Source organism: Christensenella timonensis (assembly GCF_900087015.1).
Classification (GTDB): domain Bacteria; phylum Bacillota; class Clostridia; order Christensenellales; family Christensenellaceae; genus Christensenella; species Christensenella timonensis.
Genome location: NZ_FLKP01000002.1, coordinates 133,392 through 153,153, shown reverse-complemented (window position 1 = coordinate 153,153; position 19,762 = coordinate 133,392). Strand labels below are relative to the sequence as shown.

The 19,762-nt window shown below is 51.1% G+C and carries 15 protein-coding genes; 12 read left to right on the top strand and 3 right to left on the bottom strand.

Features of this window, described 5'->3' with window-relative positions; genetic code table 11:
- Window positions 1–14 precede the first annotated feature (14 nt).
- Complete coding sequence (locus BN6471_RS02265; protein ID WP_066645113.1) at window positions 15–692, bottom strand: DUF1326 domain-containing protein; 678 nt, start codon at window positions 690–692, stop codon at window positions 15–17.
- A 796-nt stretch (window positions 693–1,488) separates the two neighbouring features.
- On the opposite strand from BN6471_RS02265, the gene BN6471_RS02260 reads away from it, so the two are divergent.
- The 10 genes from BN6471_RS02260 to BN6471_RS02215 all read left to right on the top strand — a co-directional run bounded on the left by BN6471_RS02260 (window position 1,489) and on the right by BN6471_RS02215 (window position 14,813).
- Complete coding sequence (locus BN6471_RS02260) at window positions 1,489–2,982, top strand: sugar ABC transporter ATP-binding protein (RefSeq protein WP_330384442.1); 1,494 nt, start codon at window positions 1,489–1,491, stop codon at window positions 2,980–2,982.
- A gap of 19 nt (window positions 2,983–3,001) precedes the next feature.
- On the top strand, window positions 3,002–3,985 hold the full coding sequence (locus BN6471_RS02255) for an ABC transporter permease (protein WP_082903281.1): 984 nt from the start codon (window positions 3,002–3,004) through the stop codon (window positions 3,983–3,985).
- Between the two features lie 93 nt (window positions 3,986–4,078).
- Window positions 4,079–5,113, top strand: coding sequence for a substrate-binding domain-containing protein (locus tag BN6471_RS02250; RefSeq protein WP_066645111.1), 1,035 nt, complete (start codon window positions 4,079–4,081; stop codon window positions 5,111–5,113).
- Between the two features lie 325 nt (window positions 5,114–5,438).
- Window positions 5,439–6,605: a Gfo/Idh/MocA family protein gene (locus BN6471_RS02245; RefSeq protein ID WP_066645109.1), complete on the top strand. Its 1,167-nt coding sequence runs from the start codon at window positions 5,439–5,441 to the stop codon at window positions 6,603–6,605.
- A gap of 219 nt (window positions 6,606–6,824) precedes the next feature.
- Window positions 6,825–9,299, top strand: coding sequence for a glycyl radical protein (locus BN6471_RS02240; protein WP_082903280.1), 2,475 nt, complete (start codon window positions 6,825–6,827; stop codon window positions 9,297–9,299).
- Between the two features lie 150 nt (window positions 9,300–9,449).
- Window positions 9,450–10,385: a glycyl-radical enzyme activating protein gene (locus tag BN6471_RS02235; RefSeq protein WP_066645107.1), complete on the top strand. Its 936-nt coding sequence runs from the start codon at window positions 9,450–9,452 to the stop codon at window positions 10,383–10,385.
- A gap of 17 nt (window positions 10,386–10,402) precedes the next feature.
- Window positions 10,403–11,950: an FGGY-family carbohydrate kinase gene (locus BN6471_RS02230; protein WP_066645105.1), complete on the top strand. Its 1,548-nt coding sequence runs from the start codon at window positions 10,403–10,405 to the stop codon at window positions 11,948–11,950.
- 85 nt (window positions 11,951–12,035) lie between these two features.
- Window positions 12,036–13,007: a sugar-binding transcriptional regulator gene (locus tag BN6471_RS02225; RefSeq protein ID WP_066645103.1), complete on the top strand. Its 972-nt coding sequence runs from the start codon at window positions 12,036–12,038 to the stop codon at window positions 13,005–13,007.
- A gap of 29 nt (window positions 13,008–13,036) precedes the next feature.
- On the top strand, window positions 13,037–13,690 hold the full coding sequence (locus BN6471_RS02220) for a ribulose-phosphate 3-epimerase (RefSeq protein ID WP_147553968.1): 654 nt from the start codon (window positions 13,037–13,039) through the stop codon (window positions 13,688–13,690).
- 43 nt (window positions 13,691–13,733) lie between these two features.
- Entirely contained in the window at window positions 13,734–14,813 is a 1,080-nt protein-coding gene (locus BN6471_RS02215; protein ID WP_066645100.1) for a zinc-dependent alcohol dehydrogenase, read from the top strand.
- Between the two features lie 119 nt (window positions 14,814–14,932).
- Here the strand turns inward: BN6471_RS02215 and BN6471_RS02210 are convergent, their stop codons facing one another.
- A complete protein-coding gene (locus BN6471_RS02210; RefSeq protein WP_066645099.1) occupies window positions 14,933–16,414 on the bottom strand; it encodes an L-fucose/L-arabinose isomerase family protein in 1,482 nt (493 codons plus the stop codon).
- A gap of 20 nt (window positions 16,415–16,434) precedes the next feature.
- The gene (locus BN6471_RS02205; RefSeq protein ID WP_066645098.1) at window positions 16,435–17,058 is read right to left on the bottom strand and encodes a DUF4867 family protein; all 624 of its coding nucleotides are present in this window, start codon (window positions 17,056–17,058) and stop codon (window positions 16,435–16,437) included.
- Between the two features lie 295 nt (window positions 17,059–17,353).
- Here BN6471_RS02205 and BN6471_RS02200 point away from each other — a divergent pair, with 295 nt between their 5' ends.
- Entirely contained in the window at window positions 17,354–18,376 is a 1,023-nt protein-coding gene (locus BN6471_RS02200; protein ID WP_066645097.1) for a LacI family DNA-binding transcriptional regulator, read from the top strand.
- A 236-nt stretch (window positions 18,377–18,612) separates the two neighbouring features.
- Window positions 18,613–19,665, top strand: coding sequence for a substrate-binding domain-containing protein (locus BN6471_RS02195; RefSeq protein ID WP_082903279.1), 1,053 nt, complete (start codon window positions 18,613–18,615; stop codon window positions 19,663–19,665).
- The last annotated feature ends 97 nt before the right edge of the window (window positions 19,666–19,762 follow it).

The window sequence follows — 19,762 nt, the reverse complement described above, 5'->3', positions numbered from 1 at the left end:
CCGTCCTTCACGCTTTATTTTTCGCAGCGGTCATATTTGATGCCGATCGGGGACTCGGGAACCCATACATACCGGCCGTAAAAAGCGTTGCGGCCCGTATTGTTCATGACCTTCATGTTGTCTGTATAGCGCACGTCCGTACCATAAGACTGCGTGATCACATAAGCGATGTCGCTGGCATTTTCGTATACGATCGGCATATTGTCGTGCTGGCCGATCTTTGCCTTGATCTTGACCTTCATGATCCCGGGGATTTCCGCTTCACGTCCGTAAATGTCCGGGCGCTCATAGCTGATGTCCACCAGCTTGACGCCATAACCTTCTTCCGTATGCTCTGCCATCCCGGCAGTAGGGCCGCCGGCCTGCCCGGTTACGATCGTCGTCAGCGCCGCCTGCTGCTCGGGCGTTTTCGCGTCGATGTAATAGGCGGTCGTCCAGTTTTTCAGGCACATTTCACGTGGGGTGGAAAAGGCAACGACAAATTTGCATCCGTCCAGGATAACGTCCTCATAATGCCCCTTATCGATAATGAAGCTCAAAAGGACGTCGCAGGGAAGATAGTCGGGCAGGATCGTGTTGTGCGCCTGCGCGCTGATGAGGCACGGACAGCTCACATCGCAGCTGCAGCTCTCGATGTACTCGCCGTCCAGCTTCCAGTCCGGCCATTGTGTTTTGTTTTTTTCTTTACTCATTTCTGGTTCTCCTTTCGGTAGTTCAAGATAAATTTAAAGGTATCGATCCCCGCCCGCAGCAAGCGGAAGGCGTATCGCGATGTATTGAAAAAGATTTCATTTTAATTTTTTATTGCAATTGTATGCGTTCTCTGGTAGAATACTTCTAAACACGTGTAAAATAATTTTTAACACGTGTGCAGCAATGGGCTGGAAAAACGCCTTTTTTCCCGGTAACACATGGATCCTTACGTGCTACCAGCAGTCAGTGTGATCGGGATTTCCAAGATAAGGGATGTAAAAGGCCATGATACCTTTGCTGCAAAACATAAGACCGGCCGTTGATGACCGCGCTTTACCTCCTATACTAGCATCGCGGCAAACCTCTGTCAACGGGTAAGCGGAACAACCAGTGATTATCAAGAATATGGAAACTTGGTGAAATGCCCATGAATAAAGGGTTTTTGAAGAAATGTAGCCGAAAAGAAAAAATGACAAATGACATTTTTAATCAAAATATTGACAAATGCCTTATTCGGCGTTATGATAGCTGTAAAGTTGACGGAACCAAGACATCCATTTTTTGAGAACTTAACCTAATCGAAAAAGCCAGGAGAGAAATTTAAGACGACTTGATCTTTTCAGATGAAAATGCATGTGATCGATCTGTTATTGAAAAATAAGTACACGTGTTAAATTATGTAATATGGCGAATTGTTACATCTGTTAAAACAAAAGATTTGAGAAAAAACAATTCGTAACAGATAAAGATTTCCAAGAAACAGGGTACCAAAAAAACAGAAAAGGAGTGTTATGAGTGAGCAGTCAAGGGCATTTACTGGAGATGAAAAATATCTGCAAAACTTTTCCGGGCGTCAAAGCGCTTGATCGTGTTTCCTTTGAATTGGAGGAAGGCGAAGTGCACGCGCTGATGGGGGAGAATGGCGCAGGGAAATCCACACTGATGAAGATCCTGACGGGAACCTATAAACAGGACGTCGGCGACGTCGTTTATAAGGGCGAGGTGCTTGAAAAACGCGATGAAAGGCTAACGCTTTCCAAGGGGATCGCGATCATTCATCAGGAGCTCTCTTACGTCCCCTACCTGACCATTGCCGAAAATATGTTTCTCGGCAGGGAAATCGTAAGACACGGCGTCCTGCAGCAAAAGGAAATGAATGTAAAAGCAGCGGAATGGCTCAAAAATGTGGGCGTCGGCCTAAACCCCAAGCGTACGATGAACAGCCTGATGGTGTCTGAACAGCAGATGGTGGAAATCGCGAAGGCGGTTTCTTACGATGCGAGCGTGATCGTCATGGATGAACCGACTTCGGCAATTACGGATCGGGAAGTGGAAAACCTGTTCCGTGTGATCAATGAGCTTAAGGCAAAGGGAGTCGCGATCATCTACATATCGCATAAGATGGATGAGATCCTTAAAATCAGCGACCGCGTGACCGTGTTCCGCGACGGATGCCTCGTAGATACGTTCAATGCGTGCGACGTGGATATCGACCAGATCGTCGTAGCTATGGTCGGCCGTAAGCTGACGGACGTATTTCCAAAACGTGATACGCAGGCGGGTGAGGAAATGCTGCGCGTGGAAGGACTGACGAGAAAGGGTGTGTTTGAAAACGTTTCGTTTTCTGTGCGGCGCGGTGAAGTGGTCGGCTTTGCGGGACTGATGGGTGCGGGCAGGACGGAAACGATGCGCTGTATTTATGGACTCGATAAGCTCGATAGCGGCAAGGTATTCATAAAGGGGAAGGAAACCACCATCCGTACCCCAAAAGACGCGATCGCAAGCGGGATCGGACTTGTAAACGAAGACCGCAAGGGCGTGGGCCTCGTGCTTCCGCTTTCTGTCAAGCACAACCTGACGCTTTCCAACGTCAATAAGTATTTTAAGTCGCCTATCATCAATCAAAAAAAGGAGAATGAACTGGCGGATAAGCAAATCGAAGACCTTACCATTAAAACGCCGACGAGGAACCAGGCTGTGGGAAACCTCTCCGGCGGGAACCAGCAAAAGGTTGTTTTGGGAAAGATCCTGCTGGACGAATCGGATATCCTCATCATGGACGAACCGACAAGGGGTATCGATATCGGCGCGAAGGCAGAAATATACCAGCTTATTAATGGTCTTGCCCAGCAGGGAAAAGCGGTGATCGTCGTCTCGTCGGAAATGCCGGAGCTAATCGGGCTTTCCGATCGTGTGATCGTCATGCATGAAGGTAAAATCAGAGGCGAGATCAACCAAAGAGAAGAAATAAAACAGGAAAAAATTATGGAGTATGTATTAGCTCAATAAACTGGGGGAGGAAAAAAAGATGGTTAGTAAAAGTAATTCGCTGGAATCAGGCAGGGGGATGACGGCGGGAGAAATTTTCAGAAAGTATGGTATTGTATTGGCGCTTATTATTTTGATTATCGCCCTTACGATCGCGACAAATAAATTTTTCACGCCCAACAATCTCATTACGATCCTGACGCAGACGTCCATCAATGCGTTGCTGGCGATCGGCGTAACGTTTGTTATCCTGACAGGCGGTATCGATCTTTCGGTTGGCTCGGTACTGGCGGTGTCCGGCGTGGTGTTCGCCATGTTTGCGCAGGTGGACGATAATGGCGTCATGATGTACCCGGCTTTGGTCGCGGTCATTATGGGGATTCTGGTAGGGCTTGCTTTCGGCGTGTTCAATGGCGTTATCGTGGCAAAAGCAAAGGTTGCCCCGTTTATCGTGACGCTAGGAACGCTTACGATCGCGCGCGGCACGGCACTGCTCTTATCAAACGGCCGGCCGGTATCGAATATGGCGCCGACCTTTAAAGCGTTCGGCAGCGGCACGCTGGGCGGAATTCCATATCTCGTTATTGTAATGATTATCGTAGCGGTTATCGCCATGTTTGTCCTTTCAAAGACCAAGTTTGGCCGTTACGTGTATGCGGTTGGCGGCAACGAGGAAGCGGCGCGCGCTTCCGGTATCCCTGCTTCCAACATCAAAATGACAACTTATATCATTTCCGGCCTGATCTGCGGTATCGCAGGCGTGCTGCAATCCTGTCGTATCGTTGTCGGCCAGCCAAACATCGGACAAGGATATGAACTGGACGCGATCTCCGCTGTTGTGATCGGCGGTACGGCGCTTTCGGGCGGCGTTGGCAAAATGTGGGGAACAATCGTCGGCGCGTTTATCATCGGCGTCTTAAACAACGGCCTTGACCTTTTGGGCGTATCCTCTTATTGGCAGCAGGTAATCAGCGGCGCGATCATTATTGCTGCAGTTCTGCTTGACCGCACTGATAAAAAATAAAGGCGTAACCACTGTTTATAAAGTTGCGGGGCGTAAACGTTTCGCGATGTTAATGAATAAGTAATAAAAAACAAGGGTATTTAGGAGGAAAACATGAAAAAAGTATTAGTAGTTGTACTGGCACTCGTGCTTGTGGTAACAGCGTTTGCAGGTTGCTCGCAGGCGCCGGCAGAATCTTCGGCACCGGCAGAGTCTTCGGCGCCGGCGGAATCCGCAAGCGCGGAAGCTTCGCAGGCGGTGGAATCCGCAAGCGCGGCGGCAGGCAAAGACCCGAGCGAGATGTCGTTTGGATATCTTGTTCAGACACAGACGACGGAGTTCATGCTTAGCATTGCTGAAGGCATTCAGACCCGTTGTGACGAACTGGGAATTTCGCTGACGGTAAACGATGCGGACGGCGACCCGTCCACGCAGATTTCACAGTGCGAATCCATGATCGCTCAACAGATGGATGCGATCATTGTAACGCCGGTCGACGCGCAGGCTTGTGTACCGATCATTGAAAAGTGCAATGCTGCCGGCATCCCGGTTATCGGCGTTTGCACAACGTTCGAGGGAGACCTCCAGCCTGATGCATTCGTTGGTTCCGACGATAACCAGTCTGCCGAGCTCGCGGTAACGGCCCTTGCAGACGCGATCGGCGGCAAAGGCAAAATCGGTATGATCCGCGGTATCGCAGGCCAGTCTTCCGAAGTGATCCGCGGCGACGCGGCGAAGAAGCTGCTCGAAGAAAAATATCCGGACATCGAGATCATTGTTGAGGATATCGGAAACTGGTCACGTGACGAAGCGATGACGATCATGGAAAACTGGCTCAATACCTATGGGGAAGAATTGGCAGGCGTATTTGCCCAGAATGACGAGATGGCCATCGGCGCTTGCAACGCAATCGAGAACGCCGGCATGACAGGCAAGATCCAGGTAACGGGTATCGACCTTGTAGATGATGCAAAAGAATATCTGGCTGACGGCAGGCTGGCTGCGGACGTATTCCAGGATGGCTATGGCCAGGGCTACCAGTCCGTTGATGTTGCCCTTGCACTGATCAACGGCGAGCAGGTTGAAAAAGAGACATGGATTCCCTTTGAACTCGTGACAAAGGATAACATGGACGAATACTTCAACTGAGAAAAAGTAGTAGAATAAGAATTTAAGAAACTGGAAAAACTGTTTTATTACTTAGAATTAACATGAAAGAAGATAATCTCTTAGTATAACCTTATATTAAGAAAGGCTTTTGATTGTGTTTGTACCGGCCGCTGAAAAGCGGCCGGGTACAATAATTGATCAGGGACTTTGAAGTCCGGCATAACTCTCTTACATCCAATATGAAAAAAAGAATAACCGGTAAAAGGAAGCAGCCGCAGTGGAGCAAGCTTGTGTTTTTGTACACAAAAATACCGGAATGAATAGAAAAGTTTTCAATAACCAGCAAATAAAAAGGAGAAATGAAATGGAAACAGTAAAAGTAGGAGTCGTAGGTTGCGGCAATATTTCGGACATTTATTTCGAGAACATTGCCAAATTTGAAAATATCGAGGTATATGCATGTGCAGACCTGATGATCGACCGGGCAAAAGAGCGCGGCGAGCAGTATGGATGCAAGGCGATGAGCGTAGAAGAGATCATGGCAGACCCGCAGGTAGAGGTCATCCTCAATTTGACGATCCCGGCTGCGCATTACGATGTGGATATGCAGGCTCTTATGGCAGGAAAGCACGTATACAGCGAAAAGCCCCTGGCGATTACGCGGGAGCAAGGCAAGGAAATCCTGGAGACAGCGAAGAAAAGGGGGCTGCTCGTAGGTTGTGCGCCGGATACGTTTTTAGGCGGACGCCTGCAGACCATGAGCAAGCTTTTAGACGACGGCTGGATCGGTAAACCGATTGCCGCAACGGCGTTCATGACGACATTCGGCCATGAAACATGGCATCCGAGCCCTGAATTTTATTACAAGGAAGGCGCAGGCCCGCTTTTTGATATGGGGCCGTATTACCTGACGGCGCTGGTTGCCCTTTTGGGGCCGGCAAAACGTATCAGCGGCGCTACGGCAACGACGTATAAACAGAGAATGATCACCAGCCAGCCGCTGGCAGGCAAGGTTATCGACGTGGAGGTACCTACGCATGTGAGCGGAACCATTGAGTTTGAAAACGGTGCGATCGCCACCATGATCATGAGCTTTGATATGTGGGACAACAACCTGCCGCGCTTCGAGATCTATGGTACGGAAGGCACGATGAGCCAGACGGATCCCGATCCGCTTGCCGGGCCGGACATTTTCCATGGCGAAACCAAGCTGCGCAGGAAAGACGCTTCCGACTGGGTAGATACGCCTGTGCCGCTCCCGAGGCTCGAGGAGGCGACGCCGTGGTCGGTCATCCCGCCCTGTTTTGATTACATGGAAAACAGCCGCGGCCTCGGCCTTTCCGACATGGCCCGCGCGATCCGCAAGGGCGGGGATTTCCGTGCGAATGGGGAAATGGCATACCATGTGCTGGAAATGATGCACGGTTTCTATGATTCTGCGGAATCCGGAACGTATTACGAGATGAAGAGCACGTGCAAGCGGCCGTCGACGATGCCTGTAAACCTGCCAAAATGGTCGATGGGAGATTGACCGGCCCGCAGGATATGGATATTTGGCAAAAAACGATAAAGAGAAATTGCCATATGACAATAAAAATTTAAAAAATAGCAATTGACATAATGGATATTCGATGTTATGATAAGCGCAGAAACATAGCAGTATGCATTTCTATATTTTAGGTACACGTGTTAAATAAATTGCCGGGCGAGAGACCGGCCGTGTATTCAAGGATTACAGGAGGAATGGATCATGAAATATTATGAGGAGCAAGGACAGACAGACACCAAACATGAATTTTTGGGACGTCCTGTTGTGCGCAGCAAAAGGATAAACGACCTGCGCGACCTGCTGATCGATGCAACGCCGCAGATATGCTCGGATAGGGCAAAGCTTTTGACGCAGGCATACCAGACATACCAATCTGAACCGACTGTCTTAAAGCGTGCAAAGGCCTTCAGGCATATTCTCGAAAACATGCGGATCAGCATACTTCCGGGGGAGCTTATCGTAGGCAGCCTCGGCGTTAAACTGAGGTGCGCGCCGATCTTTCCTGAATTCGGGATGGACTGGGTCATCGAAGAACTGGACGGCAATCCGGTACGGCCGGAGCAGCGTCCGGGCGACCGTTACCTGATCGACGAAGAGGATGAAAAGGTACTGCGGGAAATCCACAGCTTCTGGCATGGGAACGACCATGAATCGCGGTGCAAGGCGATGCTGCCAAAGGAAACGGAGATCGGCAAGAAGATCGGCGTTACGGATTCCTACTGGCTGATGATCGGCGGCGACGGACACCTGACGGTAGACCTCAAAAGCGTTGCCGATAAGGGGCTTAAGGACGTGATCGCCCGTGCGCAAAAGCGCCTTGCACAGCTCGACCTTTCCGAGCCGGATGCGATCGAACAAAAACCGTTTTTGGAATCCGTCGTCATCACCTGCGAAGCGGTCATAGCTTTTGCTCACCGTTATGCACAGCTGGCGGTGGAAATGGCAAAAACGGAAAAGGACGCGCAGCGTAAAAAAGAACTGATGAAGATCGCGGAAGTATGCCAGAACGTACCGGAAAACCCGGCGAGGGATTTCCACGAGGCGGCGCAGTCGCTGTGGTTCATCAATTTGACGATGCAGATCGAGAACAACGGCCACTCCATCTCGTTCGGCCGTTACGACCAGACGATGATCGATATCTACAAAAAGGACGTGGAAGCGGGCAATATCGAATACGACGACGCGCTCGAAATCATCGAATGCGTATTCCTGAAGATGTTCCAGCTCCAGAAAATCACTTGCTGGGACAATACAAAGGCTTTCAGCGGATACCAGCTGTTCCAGAACTTTACGGTGGGCGGACAGGATATCAACGGAAAGGACAGCGCCAACGAAGTATCGTTCCTCGTGCTCAATGCACAGGCGGCGATCGCGCTCAATACGCCGTCCATCTCCCTGCGTTACCACAACCGCATCAATGAGAGGCTGCTGTACGCGTCTTTCGACGTGGTTCGGATCGGCGGCGGACAGCCGGCCATGTACAGCGATGAAGTTTATATTCCGGCGCTTGTTAACAGGGGAATCCCGTGGGAGGACGCCGTCAACTATTCCATCGTAGGCTGCGTGGAAGCGATCGTCGAAGGAAAGCAGACAGGCCGCCCAAACGGCGCAGGCTTCATCAACCTCGGCAAAATCCTCGAACTTTCGCTTTACAACGGGAAAGACCCGAATACGGACATCTGCATGTGCGAAGGCACGGGAACGCTGTCTGATTTCAAAAATTATGAAGAACTGTACGAAGCGTTCAAGACGCAGGCAAGATATTATTTCAAGCAGCAGATCATGACGGATAACATCATCGACCAGTGCACGGAGCTGGGGATCGCCGATCCGTACGTTTCTTCGCTGGTGCACGATTGCATCGAGCGCGGCAAGGTCATGAAAGCCGGCGGCGCGATCTACGATTACTGCGGGCCGCTTTATGTAGGCGTTGCCAATGTCGGAAACTCACTCGCGGCGATCAAGAAGGTCGTTTTCGACGACAAGAAGATTACGGCAGAGCAGCTTATGCACGCGCTGGAAACAAACTACGAAGATATGACGACAAAGCCCACGGGCGCGGAAATCCAGAAAATGATGCTGGATGCCCCTAAATACGGGAACGACGACGATTATGTAGACGATATCATGGTGGATTATTTCCGCTTCATCTGCGAGGAGACGGCGAAATACCACACGACAAGATATGGCCGCGGCCCCATCGGCGGCACATGGCAGCCGTCCACCAGCTCGGTTTCTTCCAACGTACCGTTCGGCTCCTTTGTGGGCGCGACGCCGGACGGAAGAAAAGCGGGCGACGCGCTTGCGGATACTTCTTCGCCGATGCACGGCACGGATACCAACGGGATCACGTCGTCCTTAAAATCGGTAGGCAAGCTGCCGACAGTTCTCGTATCCGGCGGACAGCTTCTGAACGTAAAGGTTATGCCGGCGTCCTTAGAGCCCGGACCGAACCTCAAGAAGCTGGTAGACGTTGTACGCACATATTTCAGCGACTATAAGGGAATGCATGTACAGATCAACTGCGTATCGGCGGATACGCTCAAGGCGGCGCAGGACAATCCGTCCGAATACAAAGACCTGATGGTGCGTGTGGCAGGATACAGCGCATTGTTTACGCCGCTTGACAAGGCGTTGCAGGACGACATCATCGAACGTACGGAGCACGCGGTCTGACTGAGGACAACAATATAAAAATAAAAGCAGGAATGTGCGATTTGACGCCGATGCTTTGCGAACGAAAGAGCAGGCTCGGCGTGCAAATCGGCAGCCCTGTGGATCATACGAAGAATTGCAGCAAAAATTTTCAGGTCAGAGGTATGCATCATGTTTTGGAGCGATAAGGTAGAACAGGAAACAAAAGGGAACGTTTTTAACGTGGAACATTATCATGTCCATGATGGTGAAGGGATTCGGACGAATGTATTTTTAAAGGGTTGCAACCTTTGGTGCCCCTGGTGTTGCAACCCCGAATCCCAGGTTTGCACGCCGCAGCTGGTCATTCACAATAACCTTTGCACAAAATGCGGTTACTGCTGCGTTACATTGTGTCCGCAGGATGCGATCACGCAAAAAGAAGACGGAACCATCGCCATCGACAAGGAAAAATGTACATTATGCGGGAAATGCGTAGAGATGTGCCCTAATTCCGCGCGCGAGCTGTATGGCAAGGAAATGAGCGTAGCGGAAGTAATCAAGGAAGTGGAAAAGGACAGCGCGTATTATAAAAATTCCGGCGGCGGCATGACGATCTCCGGCGGGGAACCGTGTATGCAGCCGGTCTTTGCAAGCGAACTGGCACAAGCTGCCCGCAGGCGGTATATCGATGTCGCTATGGAAACGGCAGGCGCCGTATCGTTTGAAACGTTGTGGCAAATCGCGCAGTATGTGGACGAGATCCTGATGGACGTAAAATTCACAAATGAGGAGCAGTTCAAGACCATCTCGAACGTACCGCTTTCCGTGATCAAGGAAAACTTAAGGAAGCTGCGCGAGCATGGGAAATATGTGAAAATGCGCTGCCCGATTATACCGACGCTCAACGACAACGACGAGCATATCGGCAATTTGATTAAGTGGGCGAAAGAGCTCGATATCAAGGACGTAGACTTGCTGCCCTTCCACCAGCTTGGAAAATATAAATATGATTCGCTTGATTATGACTATGCATTGGGCGAATTCAAGGATATGGATAAAAAGATCGTGGAAAAGATGAAAGACCGCATGGTTAAGGCGGGCATCAACGCCTGCATTGGCGGCTGATGCGCCGGGGAAGACAGATGAGCAGGACGGAATGTGTACTCGGAATCGATATGGGAACAAGCAGCGTCAAAGTAGGTCTCTTTGACTTGCAGGGACAGCCGGTTGCTTTTGCGGATGCTTCTTATCCGCTCTATACGCCAAAATCCGGTTGGGCCGAGCAAAAGACGGACGAATGGTGGAGCGCGATTTGTACTGCTACCAGGGCGGTCATGGAAAAAAGCGGTATAACGCCGGACAGTATTCGTGGCATGAGCGTCGATACGACATGCTGCACCGTGCTCATGGCAGATGGGCACATGAACATCCTGGGCCCTGCGATTATGTGGATGGATGTGCGCGCGTCGGCGCAGGCAAAGAGAATAACGGCAACAGGAAACGACGCGCTCAAATATAACGGCTATGGCAATGTATCGGCGGAATCCATGCCGGCAAAGGCGCTGTGGCTGAAGGAAAATGAAAACGAGCTGTATGCAAAGGCGGAGCACGTTTTTGAATGCGTGGACTGGCTGATGTATAAGCTCACCGGCGAGCTTGTGGCAAGCATCGACACAACATCCCCGCGCTGGTACTACAACAGGGCGGAAGGCGGCTGGCCGGTTTCCCTTTACGAAGAGATCGGGCTTGCGGACGTACTGGGGAAGTTTCCGGATGCTGTCCTTGATCTGGGCGTCAAGGTCGGCGCCCTGCAAAAACAGGCGGCGCAGGAGCTGGGGCTTGCAGAAGGAATCCCCGTCGGCGAAGGCGGTGCGGATGCGTTTGTCGGCATGCTGGGATTAAACGTCGTATCTCCCGGCAGTATTGCGATGATCACCGGCACCTCGCACCTGCACCTCGGACTTACGGATAAGGAAATGCACGCGCAGGGCATGTGGGGCTCGTATCCGGACGCAGTAGTTCCCGGGCTGCAGCTCATCGAAGGCGGGCAAACATCCACCGGCGCCATCGTAAACTGGTTTCAATCAGGTTACTGCGGCGATATTGCAAGGGCGGCGAAGGAGCAGGGAAAAAGCGTTTACGATCTCTTAAACGAAGGAGCGTCCAAACTGCCGGCCGGTGCGGAGGGCCTGCTTGCCCTCGATTACTTCCAGGGCAACCGCACGCCGCATGCAGACCCGGATGTCCGCGGTATGTTTTATGGCCTGTCCTTAAGGCACACGCCGTATCACCTGTACCGGGCGATTCTGGAATCTATCTGCTATGGGACGGAACTGATTATGGACGTGTTCCGCAAAGGCGGCATGCAGCCGGAGGGAATCTATATTTCCGGCGGCGCAGTCAAAAGCGAACTATGGACGCAGATGCACGCGGACGTATGCAATTTGCCGATCTATATTCCGAAGGTGACGGAAGGCCCGTGTCTCGGATCGGCGATCCTCGGCGCGGTTGCGGCCGGCGTATACGATAAGATCGAAACGGCGGCAAACAGCATGGTAACGATCGAAAGAAAGATCAAGCCGGATCAAACGAGGCATGAGGAATACCTGTTTTACTACAATAAATATGCAGAGTTCTATGAATTAGCGAAGGGATGGATGCATAGCTTGACAATGCACGGTTGCCCCTGACATATTCCATGGAGGAATTTTTGCAAAATTTCTATGGAACCGCTGTCATGTACCGCAGATGCAAAACAAGTTATGAACGCAGACTATGGTAAAAGCACAGAAATTGACTGCGCAGCGCAGGCTGATGGTACGCATCGCCAAGATGTATTATTACGACAATATGTCCCAGCAGGCGATCGCCGACGTACTGGAAGTATCGAGGTCTAATGTGTCACGCCTGCTGCGCATGTCCCGGGAAATGGACATCGTGGATATCAGGATCAACGACGCTTCCCTGAAATCGATTGAGATCAGTGAAAAGCTCAAGGACATGTTTGCCCTCAAGCAAATGATCGTTGTGCCGTCGAACCACGACCCAAATATCAATCTTTCCAACATCGGCGTGACGGCGGCGCGGTATTTGGAAAAGCAATTAAAGGACGATATGAAGGTCGGAGTATCGTGGGGCCTGAGCGTATACCAAACGATATTCCGCTTTACACCGGTCGTCCGCGCCAATATTGACGTTGTGCAGCTTATGGGCGGGACTGCCTGGGATGATTCGTATATGTACGGCGTACAGCTGATCTTAAGCTTTGCGGACAAGGTCGGAGGCAGCGCCAAAATGCTGCATTCCCCGCTGACGGTGAAGACAAGGCAGGTACACGACCTGTTGATGCAGGAGGACGATATCCTGCGCCATTTTGAAATGGCCAGGAAGCTTGATATCGCGGTGATCGGTATTGGGAGCAACTTTGCGGATGTAAGCTCTATGGTACATTCCAATTACATCACCAAGAAGGAATCGGAGCAGCTTTGGAACAGCGGCATCAAATGCCATATCTGCGGCAGGCATATCGATATGGACGGCAGGAGGGCAGGAATCGAATATAACGACAGGGTCATCGGTATCGAGCTTAATGATTTAAGGAAGATCGGGAACGTCATTGCGATTGCAGGCGGAAAACATAAGGTCGCCCCGATAGCGGCCGCCTTGCGCGGCGGATATATCGATACGCTGGTCACGGATGAAGAAACGGCGATCCTTGTTGAACGGGAGGTGACGGGACGGCGATAGAAAGACCAAAGCGAAAGGAGAGGACAGCTTTGTCAATACTGTCTGCATCGATTTTAGGTTGTAATGCAATGTTTTTGGGGGAAAGTATAGAAGAGGCCGAAGAGGCCGGCGCCGATTTTGTCCATGTGGATATCATGGATGGGGTATATGTCAAAAATATCGCATTTGGCCCAAAAACAGTGAGCGATATCAAAAGTTTTTCCGATACGAAGGTGGAAGTGCATTTAGAGCTCCACAACCCGGAAAACTACGTGGAAATGTTTGACCAGGCCGGGGCGGACGCGCTCGTATTCCAGTTGGGGACAACGGCAAATCCGATCCGCCTGTTAAAGGAAATACGAACAAGGGGAATGATGGCCGGGATAGCGCTTAATCCGGCAGACCCATGGGAAAATTTGAAGCACCTTACAGATTATGCGGATTATATCATCATGATGGGCGTCGAACCCGGCTTTGGCAACCAGGTCTTTGAGGAAAGCGTTTACCAAAAGGTCGGGGAGTTAAAAGAATTTTTCGTTTCAACCAGAAGGGATATCCCAATAGGGGCGGACGGCTCGGTGGATTTGGAACGTGCACATAAGCTCAAAGCCCTTGGCGCAGATTGGTTTATCGTAGGTTCCGCAATATTCAGTGCGGGCAGCCGCAAAGACCAGATTGCAAAATTCAGAACGATTATAGGTTAAAAAATATTCAAAAAAAGTAAATCAAAGCAAAGGAAAGGTGAAAATGATGAGTAAAATGAAAGCCAGTGTATTTTATGAACCCTTTAAGATGCAAATGGAGGAAGTGGACATCCCTGAAATCGCGGCCAATGAAGTCCTTGTAAAGGTAAAAGCGGTGGGAATCTGCGGCTCAGACCTCGAGTATTATTACGGCGGCAGTCCGCTAACCACGCCGGACGGCAAAGGGCCGCTGATCCTGGGGCACGAGACGGCTGGGATCGTGGAAGACCCGGGCGAAATCGGCGCTTCCATGGGCCTGAAAAAAGGCGACGAGGTCGTTGTGAACCCGGTGGCTCCGTGCTTTGCCTGCAAACCGTGCCTGCACGGGCATTACAACGAGTGCGACAACGTCAAGGTTTATGGCGTAGGCGAGAATGGCGCGTTTGCAGAATATGTGAAGGCTGCGGCGACCAACGTTTATAAGATCCCGGAAGGCATGTCGCTTGAGATGGGCGCGCTTGCAGAGCCCATGGCCTGCGCAAGCTACGGCATCAAAAAGCTCGATATCCAGCAGGGCGATACGGCTATCGTATTCGGCTGCGGCACAATCGGCCTCATCGACGTACAGCTTGCGCACATGAACGGGGCAGGGCAGGTGATCGCGGTCGACGTAGTGGATTATAACCTCGAAAAAGCGCTTGAGATGGGCGCGCTGCATGCGTTCAATACGCTTGATCAGGATTCCAAATATTACACGGCGGATTTGGCGCAAAGTATCCGCGATATCAACAACGGCCGCCTTGCGGACAGGGCGATCCTGCCCACGGGCGCAATGAGCGCATGGCAGCAGGCGCTGGAAGTGACGGCCCCGTGCTCCACGATCGTATACTTCGGACTGCCGTCCAAGGCGGACGCAGTGTTGCAGGTTCCGGCGTTGGACGCGATCTATAACGACAGGAACATCAAGTTCTCGTGGCTGGCTCCGCTCGTTTGGGACAACGTATTCACCGCGCTTGCAAACGGCCGTGTCAAGCTGGATTCGCTGATTACGCACCGTTTTGCGCTTGACGATATCGAAGAAGGCATCAAATTCATGCGGGAATCCAAGGAAAAGAAGATTAAGGGCATCATGGTAATCGACTAAAATATACAATGCAAAAACACCGTCTTTCTTTCGGAGACGGTGTTTTTGCGTGTGTTTCAGGAGAGAGCATTGCGCTGGTCATGAGGCCAGTCCCATATAATAAGGAAGGAAGGTTACCATCAATCAAAGGGGTTTTCAGTGGGGTAGAGCATGCCCTGCGGCTGGTTAAAGGCAATATCTTTAACGCCAAGGTATCTGAAAATCGTGTGCAGCGCCCGCCCACAGTGGGCAAAAGCAACCGCGCCATGATGGGGATAATGCTTTTCGATCAGCACATGGCGGTAAAACCGTCCCATCTGGGGGATGGCGAAAATACCGATCCCGCCAAAGCTGCGCGTCGCTACAGGCAAGACCTCGCCCTGCGCGATGTAAGAAGTAAGCTGGGCGTCCGCCGTGCTCTGCAGGCGGAAAAACGTGATCTTGCCGGGGGCAATATCGCCTTCCAGCGTGCCGCGCGTAAAGTCAGGCTCGCCGCCGTCTTCCAACAGGCGGTTTTGGATAAGCTGGTATTTGACCGCGCCCTGCGAAAGCTTGCACATCGGCGTGTTGCCACAGTGGAAGCCCATGAACGTGTCATGTAATGTATAATCATATTTGCCTTTGATTTCCGCTTCATAAAGGTCGGCAGGCACGCTGTTGTTGATGTCGAGCAGCGTTACCGCGTCTTGTGTTACGCATGCGCCGATATATTCGGAAAGCGCGCCGTAAATATCTACTTCACAGGCCACCGGGTATCCCTGCGAAGCAAGGCGGCTGTTGACGTAGCACGGTTCAAAACCGAATTCCTCAGGGAATGCGGGCCAGCATTTATTGGCAAACACGATATAATCGCGCGCGCCCTTGTTTTGCTCCGCCCAGTCCTTGAGCGTGAGCTCGTACTGAGCCATGCGGGGCAGCAGGTCGGGATAGGTATTGCCCATACCAAGTTCGGCGGCCATATCTGCGGCAACCTCGGCGATCCGCGGGTCGCCTTTGTGCGCGTGGTAGGCGACGAGCAGGTCAAGTTCGGAATTTTCCTGTATTTCCACGCCAATATCATACAAGGGCTTGATCGGCGCGTTGCATGCAAAAAAGTCCTGCGGACGCGGCCCAAAGGTGATGATTTTCAAATGGGAAAGCCCGATGAGCGTGCGCGCAACGGGGACAAAGTCCGCGATCATTTGCGCGACCTCCTGCGCTGTGCCGACAGGGTAAGAGGGGATAACCGCCGGAATCTTACGCAGCGCCAGGTTGTAAGAGCAGTTGAGCATACCGCAGTAAGCGTCTCCGCGCCCGCCTAACAGGTCGTTCCCCGATTCTTCGGCTGCGGCGGCGTACATGACCGGCCCGTCGAAACGCTGTGCGATCAGCGTTTCCGGCGTCTCCGGCCCGAAATTCCCTAAAAATACGACGAGGGCGTTGCAGCCAGCAGCCTTTACTTCCTCGACCGCCTTTAGCATATCGGTTTCGTTCTCTACGGTCGTTTTCGCTTCATAGATGTGCATGCCTTTCTCTTCGCATGCCTGCCGTACGGCAGCGCGCCGGCGCTCGGAAAGCGAAATGACAAAGCAGTCGCGGCTTACGGCGATCAGGCCAAGCTTTACTTCCGGGATATTGTTCATTTTGGGATCCTCCATTTTTTTTATATAGTAAGGTTGCGGCCAATTAGCCCCAAAAAAGCGCCGTCTTTGTCAAGACCGCTTTGCGGATGGGCGATCAGCCATTTGTTTTGCGCGAATAAGAGTCGATCTTCTCCCTGCGTGCCCGCCGGGCTTTCGAGCGGCAGGTTGGTGCCTGCGGGGAGCACGACGATACAGCGGAATTTTTGCCCGCCCTGCGCGCAGGGGGCGTAATGCAGCGTAGTGGCATAAAGCTCTACCGCCGTTCCCTGCGGAACGAGAAACGCTTCCATGCGGGCGGTATCATAGGTATTGTCTGGCCGGTTGAGGTCCTGCTCCATACCCAGCAGGAGGACAAGGTCGCTGCACGCGATATTGATTTCACTGCTCCGGTGGTATTCCACGGCGTTCAGCGTATCGTTTTTGCCGTTACAGTAACCGATCTGTATCGGCATCCCGCCAAAAACGGAATTTTGAAGCTGCTGCCCTTCTGTGGATGCATCCGGCCCGAAAGCGCTTGGTTCATAGACGACGCCGTCAGGAAGGGGCGTTTCTTCCATCGCGCGCATAAGTTGCGGATAGGCGCAGGCGCTTAAGACCCTGCCGTACTTTCCAAAAGACGGCGAAGAAACCGATTGGATATCCATATCATTTTACTCCCGTAATACCAGCCTTGGCAGGTGCGCATTTTAAACTATGTGCACGAGCACATTTATAAATTAAACATAACACCGTTTTGATGCTTTGTCAAATAATTTGCAACAAAAAATACAAGAAAAAATAGCAGCGTTGAAAAATGCTATTTAATCGCGTAATCATAGAAAAATATGCACATTTGGCCAGATGGCGGTGGAAAATGGATTGACGAAAAAGGGGGATGGCAGTATGATGGGAAGAAAGCAATGTGCATGGGCACAAAAAAAACCACGAGAAAGGATACCTATGTCGGCAACGATCAAGCAAATAGCGGAATTGGCCGGTGTTTCGCGGGGAACCGTGGACAGGGTTCTCAATAACAGGGGAAAGGTAAAGTCGGCGACAGAGGAGAAGGTACGCGCTGTTGCACGGCAGCTCGGCTACAAACCGAATCTGGCGGGAAAAGCGCTTGCCGTGCGTAAAAAAGCGCCGGTGATCGGCGTAATCGTTTCTTCGGAGGAGAACCCTTTTTTTGACGAAGTCCTGCGCGGGGTCGCAAGGGCGGAAGAGGAGCTTAAGGATTACGGCGTGCGCGTGTTGCTCATACAAATGAAGGGCTACGACGTCGTGCGGCAGCTTGAACTGATCATGGAAATAAAGGATCGGGTCAGCGCGCTTATCCTAAACCCGATCAACGATCGTAGGATCGCAAAGCTTTTAAGCGAAATGCAGGAAAGCGGGATCGGCATCGTCGCCATGAACAACGATATTGAAAATTGCGAGCGGCTGTGTTATGTGGGGTGCGATTATGTGCGCGGCGGAAATGCCGCCTGCGGCATGATGGGGCTTCTGACCGGCGGGCAGGCCAGGGTGGGCGTCTTGCTCGGCTCCAAAAAGATACTGGGACATAACCAGCGCGTAGAGGGTTTTCGCGCGGTGATGCGGGAGAGGTATCCGCAGATGGAAATAGTAGATATGGCGGAAACGAACGACGACGACGTGGTCGCGTTTGAGGCCGCGCGGCAGATGCTATGTGCGCATCCGCAAATAACGGCGCTGTTCGTGGCGGCAGCCGGAACGTACGGCGTATGCAGCGCGGTGGAATCGCTGGGGAAGGCTGGAGAAATTACCATTGTGTGTGTTGACGCAATCCCGTCCACCGTCGAAATGATGAAAAAGGGATTGATCAAAGCGACGATCTGCCAGCAGCCGTTTACACAGGGAAATAAATCCGTACATATTGCGTTTGACTATGTGGTGAGCGGCATGAAGCCGTACAAAGAGCGGTTTATTGTCAAAAACGAAATCAAAATCCTGGAAAACCTGTGATTTGGATTATGTGACAAAGTAAAGATAGTTTGCCTGTTTACGCCCGCGAGAATCCGGGCGCTTTTTTATTTGAAAATTCTGGGAATTTTTCATGAAAAAGCGGGCAAATTAAAGCATTTTAATCTATAATATATCTATTGACAAATAAAACAAAATATAATACAGTATAAACAGAGCGTGTTTAACACGTGTTAACAAGCGGCGCGTTCTTTGTATGCTGTAGGAAAAGGGGAAACATGAGGAAGACGCAACGGATGTCTCTGGAAGAGATATCGAAAAAAATCAATATTTCCAGGACCACATTATACAAAGTCATCAATAATAAAGGATATGTGAAGGATTCCACAAAAAAAATCGTGGAAGACGCCTTGAAAAAATATAAATACATCCCAAATCTGAATGCGAGGGACCTTGCGCGGCATCGCCGCCATACGATCGGCTATGTCGGCATGGACTACAGCGCCTCATACTTTTTCACGATGATGAAATGGGGGCTCAAGCGGGCGACGGATGAATTCGGGGACAACGGCCTTGATATTGTGATTGCGGAATCCAGCCACCGGAACCCGGAAAAGCAGGTCGAGGATATTGACAGGATGCTCAAGGAAGGGATCCGGGATTTTATTATCTCGGTTGCCGACGCGGATGTGATACATGAAAAGATACAGGAATTGCGGGAAATGGGGTGTAACATCGTCTACCTAAGCCGCTATGCGGATGAAGAAAACCGCGTCTTTGTGGGGGTGGATTATTACCAGAGCGGCGTTTTGGCTGCGGAAATGATGGGTAAGATGTTGCCGGACGGCGGCAAGGTGCAGATCATGGTCAGCAATACGCTCGAGCATGATATTTATGTCAGAATGCGCTGCGATGGGTTTACAGACGAGATCAAAAAGTATAAAAATATCGAAGTTCTTCCGGTCAAGCAGGAAGTGAATACGGAGCAGGAAGCCACGGAATATACCAGGTACCTATTGGAACAGTATAAAGATTTGAAAGGGATATTCGATATCACCTATAAGACCGATACTGTGGCGGACACGTTGATCAAAAGCGGCAAGCAGGACAAGATCAGGCTGGTGGGGTTCGACCTGTATGAGAAGATCGCGCCATACATCAGGAATTCGGCAGTGGATGTGATGATATCGCAGGATTTGCCCGGACAGGCTTATCTGGCGGCAAAGCTGCTGTTCAACCACATATGCTACAACCGGGCGTTTGAAAAAAACAACTATTACTCCAGGCTGGACGTCATTGTTGCCTCAAACCTCGAATATTTTGAGTATTAAAACAACTGTATAAAAAAGAGATTTGGGCACTGATGTTAAAATAGATATGTTGTCGGCACTTTTTATTTAACACGTGATAAAAACGTGGAGAGGCGGC

What these genes read in the sequence shown, in the direction of transcription:
- BN6471_RS02245 (WP_066645109.1), top strand. Translation starts at nt 5,439, where the DNA reads ATGGAAACAGTAAAAGTAGGAGTCGTAGGTTGCGGCAATATTTCGGAC.
- BN6471_RS02255 (WP_082903281.1), top strand. Translation starts at nt 3,002, where the DNA reads ATGGTTAGTAAAAGTAATTCGCTGGAATCAGGCAGGGGGATGACGGCG.
- BN6471_RS02250 (WP_066645111.1), top strand. Translation starts at nt 4,079, where the DNA reads ATGAAAAAAGTATTAGTAGTTGTACTGGCACTCGTGCTTGTGGTAACA.
- BN6471_RS02225 (WP_066645103.1), top strand. Translation starts at nt 12,036, where the DNA reads ATGGTAAAAGCACAGAAATTGACTGCGCAGCGCAGGCTGATGGTACGC.
- BN6471_RS02230 (WP_066645105.1), top strand. Translation starts at nt 10,403, where the DNA reads ATGAGCAGGACGGAATGTGTACTCGGAATCGATATGGGAACAAGCAGC.
- BN6471_RS02210 (WP_066645099.1), bottom strand. Translation starts at nt 16,414, where the DNA reads ATGAACAATATCCCGGAAGTAAAGCTTGGCCTGATCGCCGTAAGCCGC.
- BN6471_RS02265 (WP_066645113.1), bottom strand. Translation starts at nt 692, where the DNA reads ATGAGTAAAGAAAAAAACAAAACACAATGGCCGGACTGGAAGCTGGAC.
- BN6471_RS02195 (WP_082903279.1), top strand. Translation starts at nt 18,613, where the DNA reads ATGAGGAAGACGCAACGGATGTCTCTGGAAGAGATATCGAAAAAAATC.
- BN6471_RS02240 (WP_082903280.1), top strand. Translation starts at nt 6,825, where the DNA reads ATGAAATATTATGAGGAGCAAGGACAGACAGACACCAAACATGAATTT.
- BN6471_RS02205 (WP_066645098.1), bottom strand. Translation starts at nt 17,058, where the DNA reads ATGGATATCCAATCGGTTTCTTCGCCGTCTTTTGGAAAGTACGGCAGG.
- BN6471_RS02235 (WP_066645107.1), top strand. Translation starts at nt 9,450, where the DNA reads ATGTTTTGGAGCGATAAGGTAGAACAGGAAACAAAAGGGAACGTTTTT.
- BN6471_RS02215 (WP_066645100.1), top strand. Translation starts at nt 13,734, where the DNA reads ATGATGAGTAAAATGAAAGCCAGTGTATTTTATGAACCCTTTAAGATG.
- BN6471_RS02200 (WP_066645097.1), top strand. Translation starts at nt 17,354, where the DNA reads ATGTCGGCAACGATCAAGCAAATAGCGGAATTGGCCGGTGTTTCGCGG.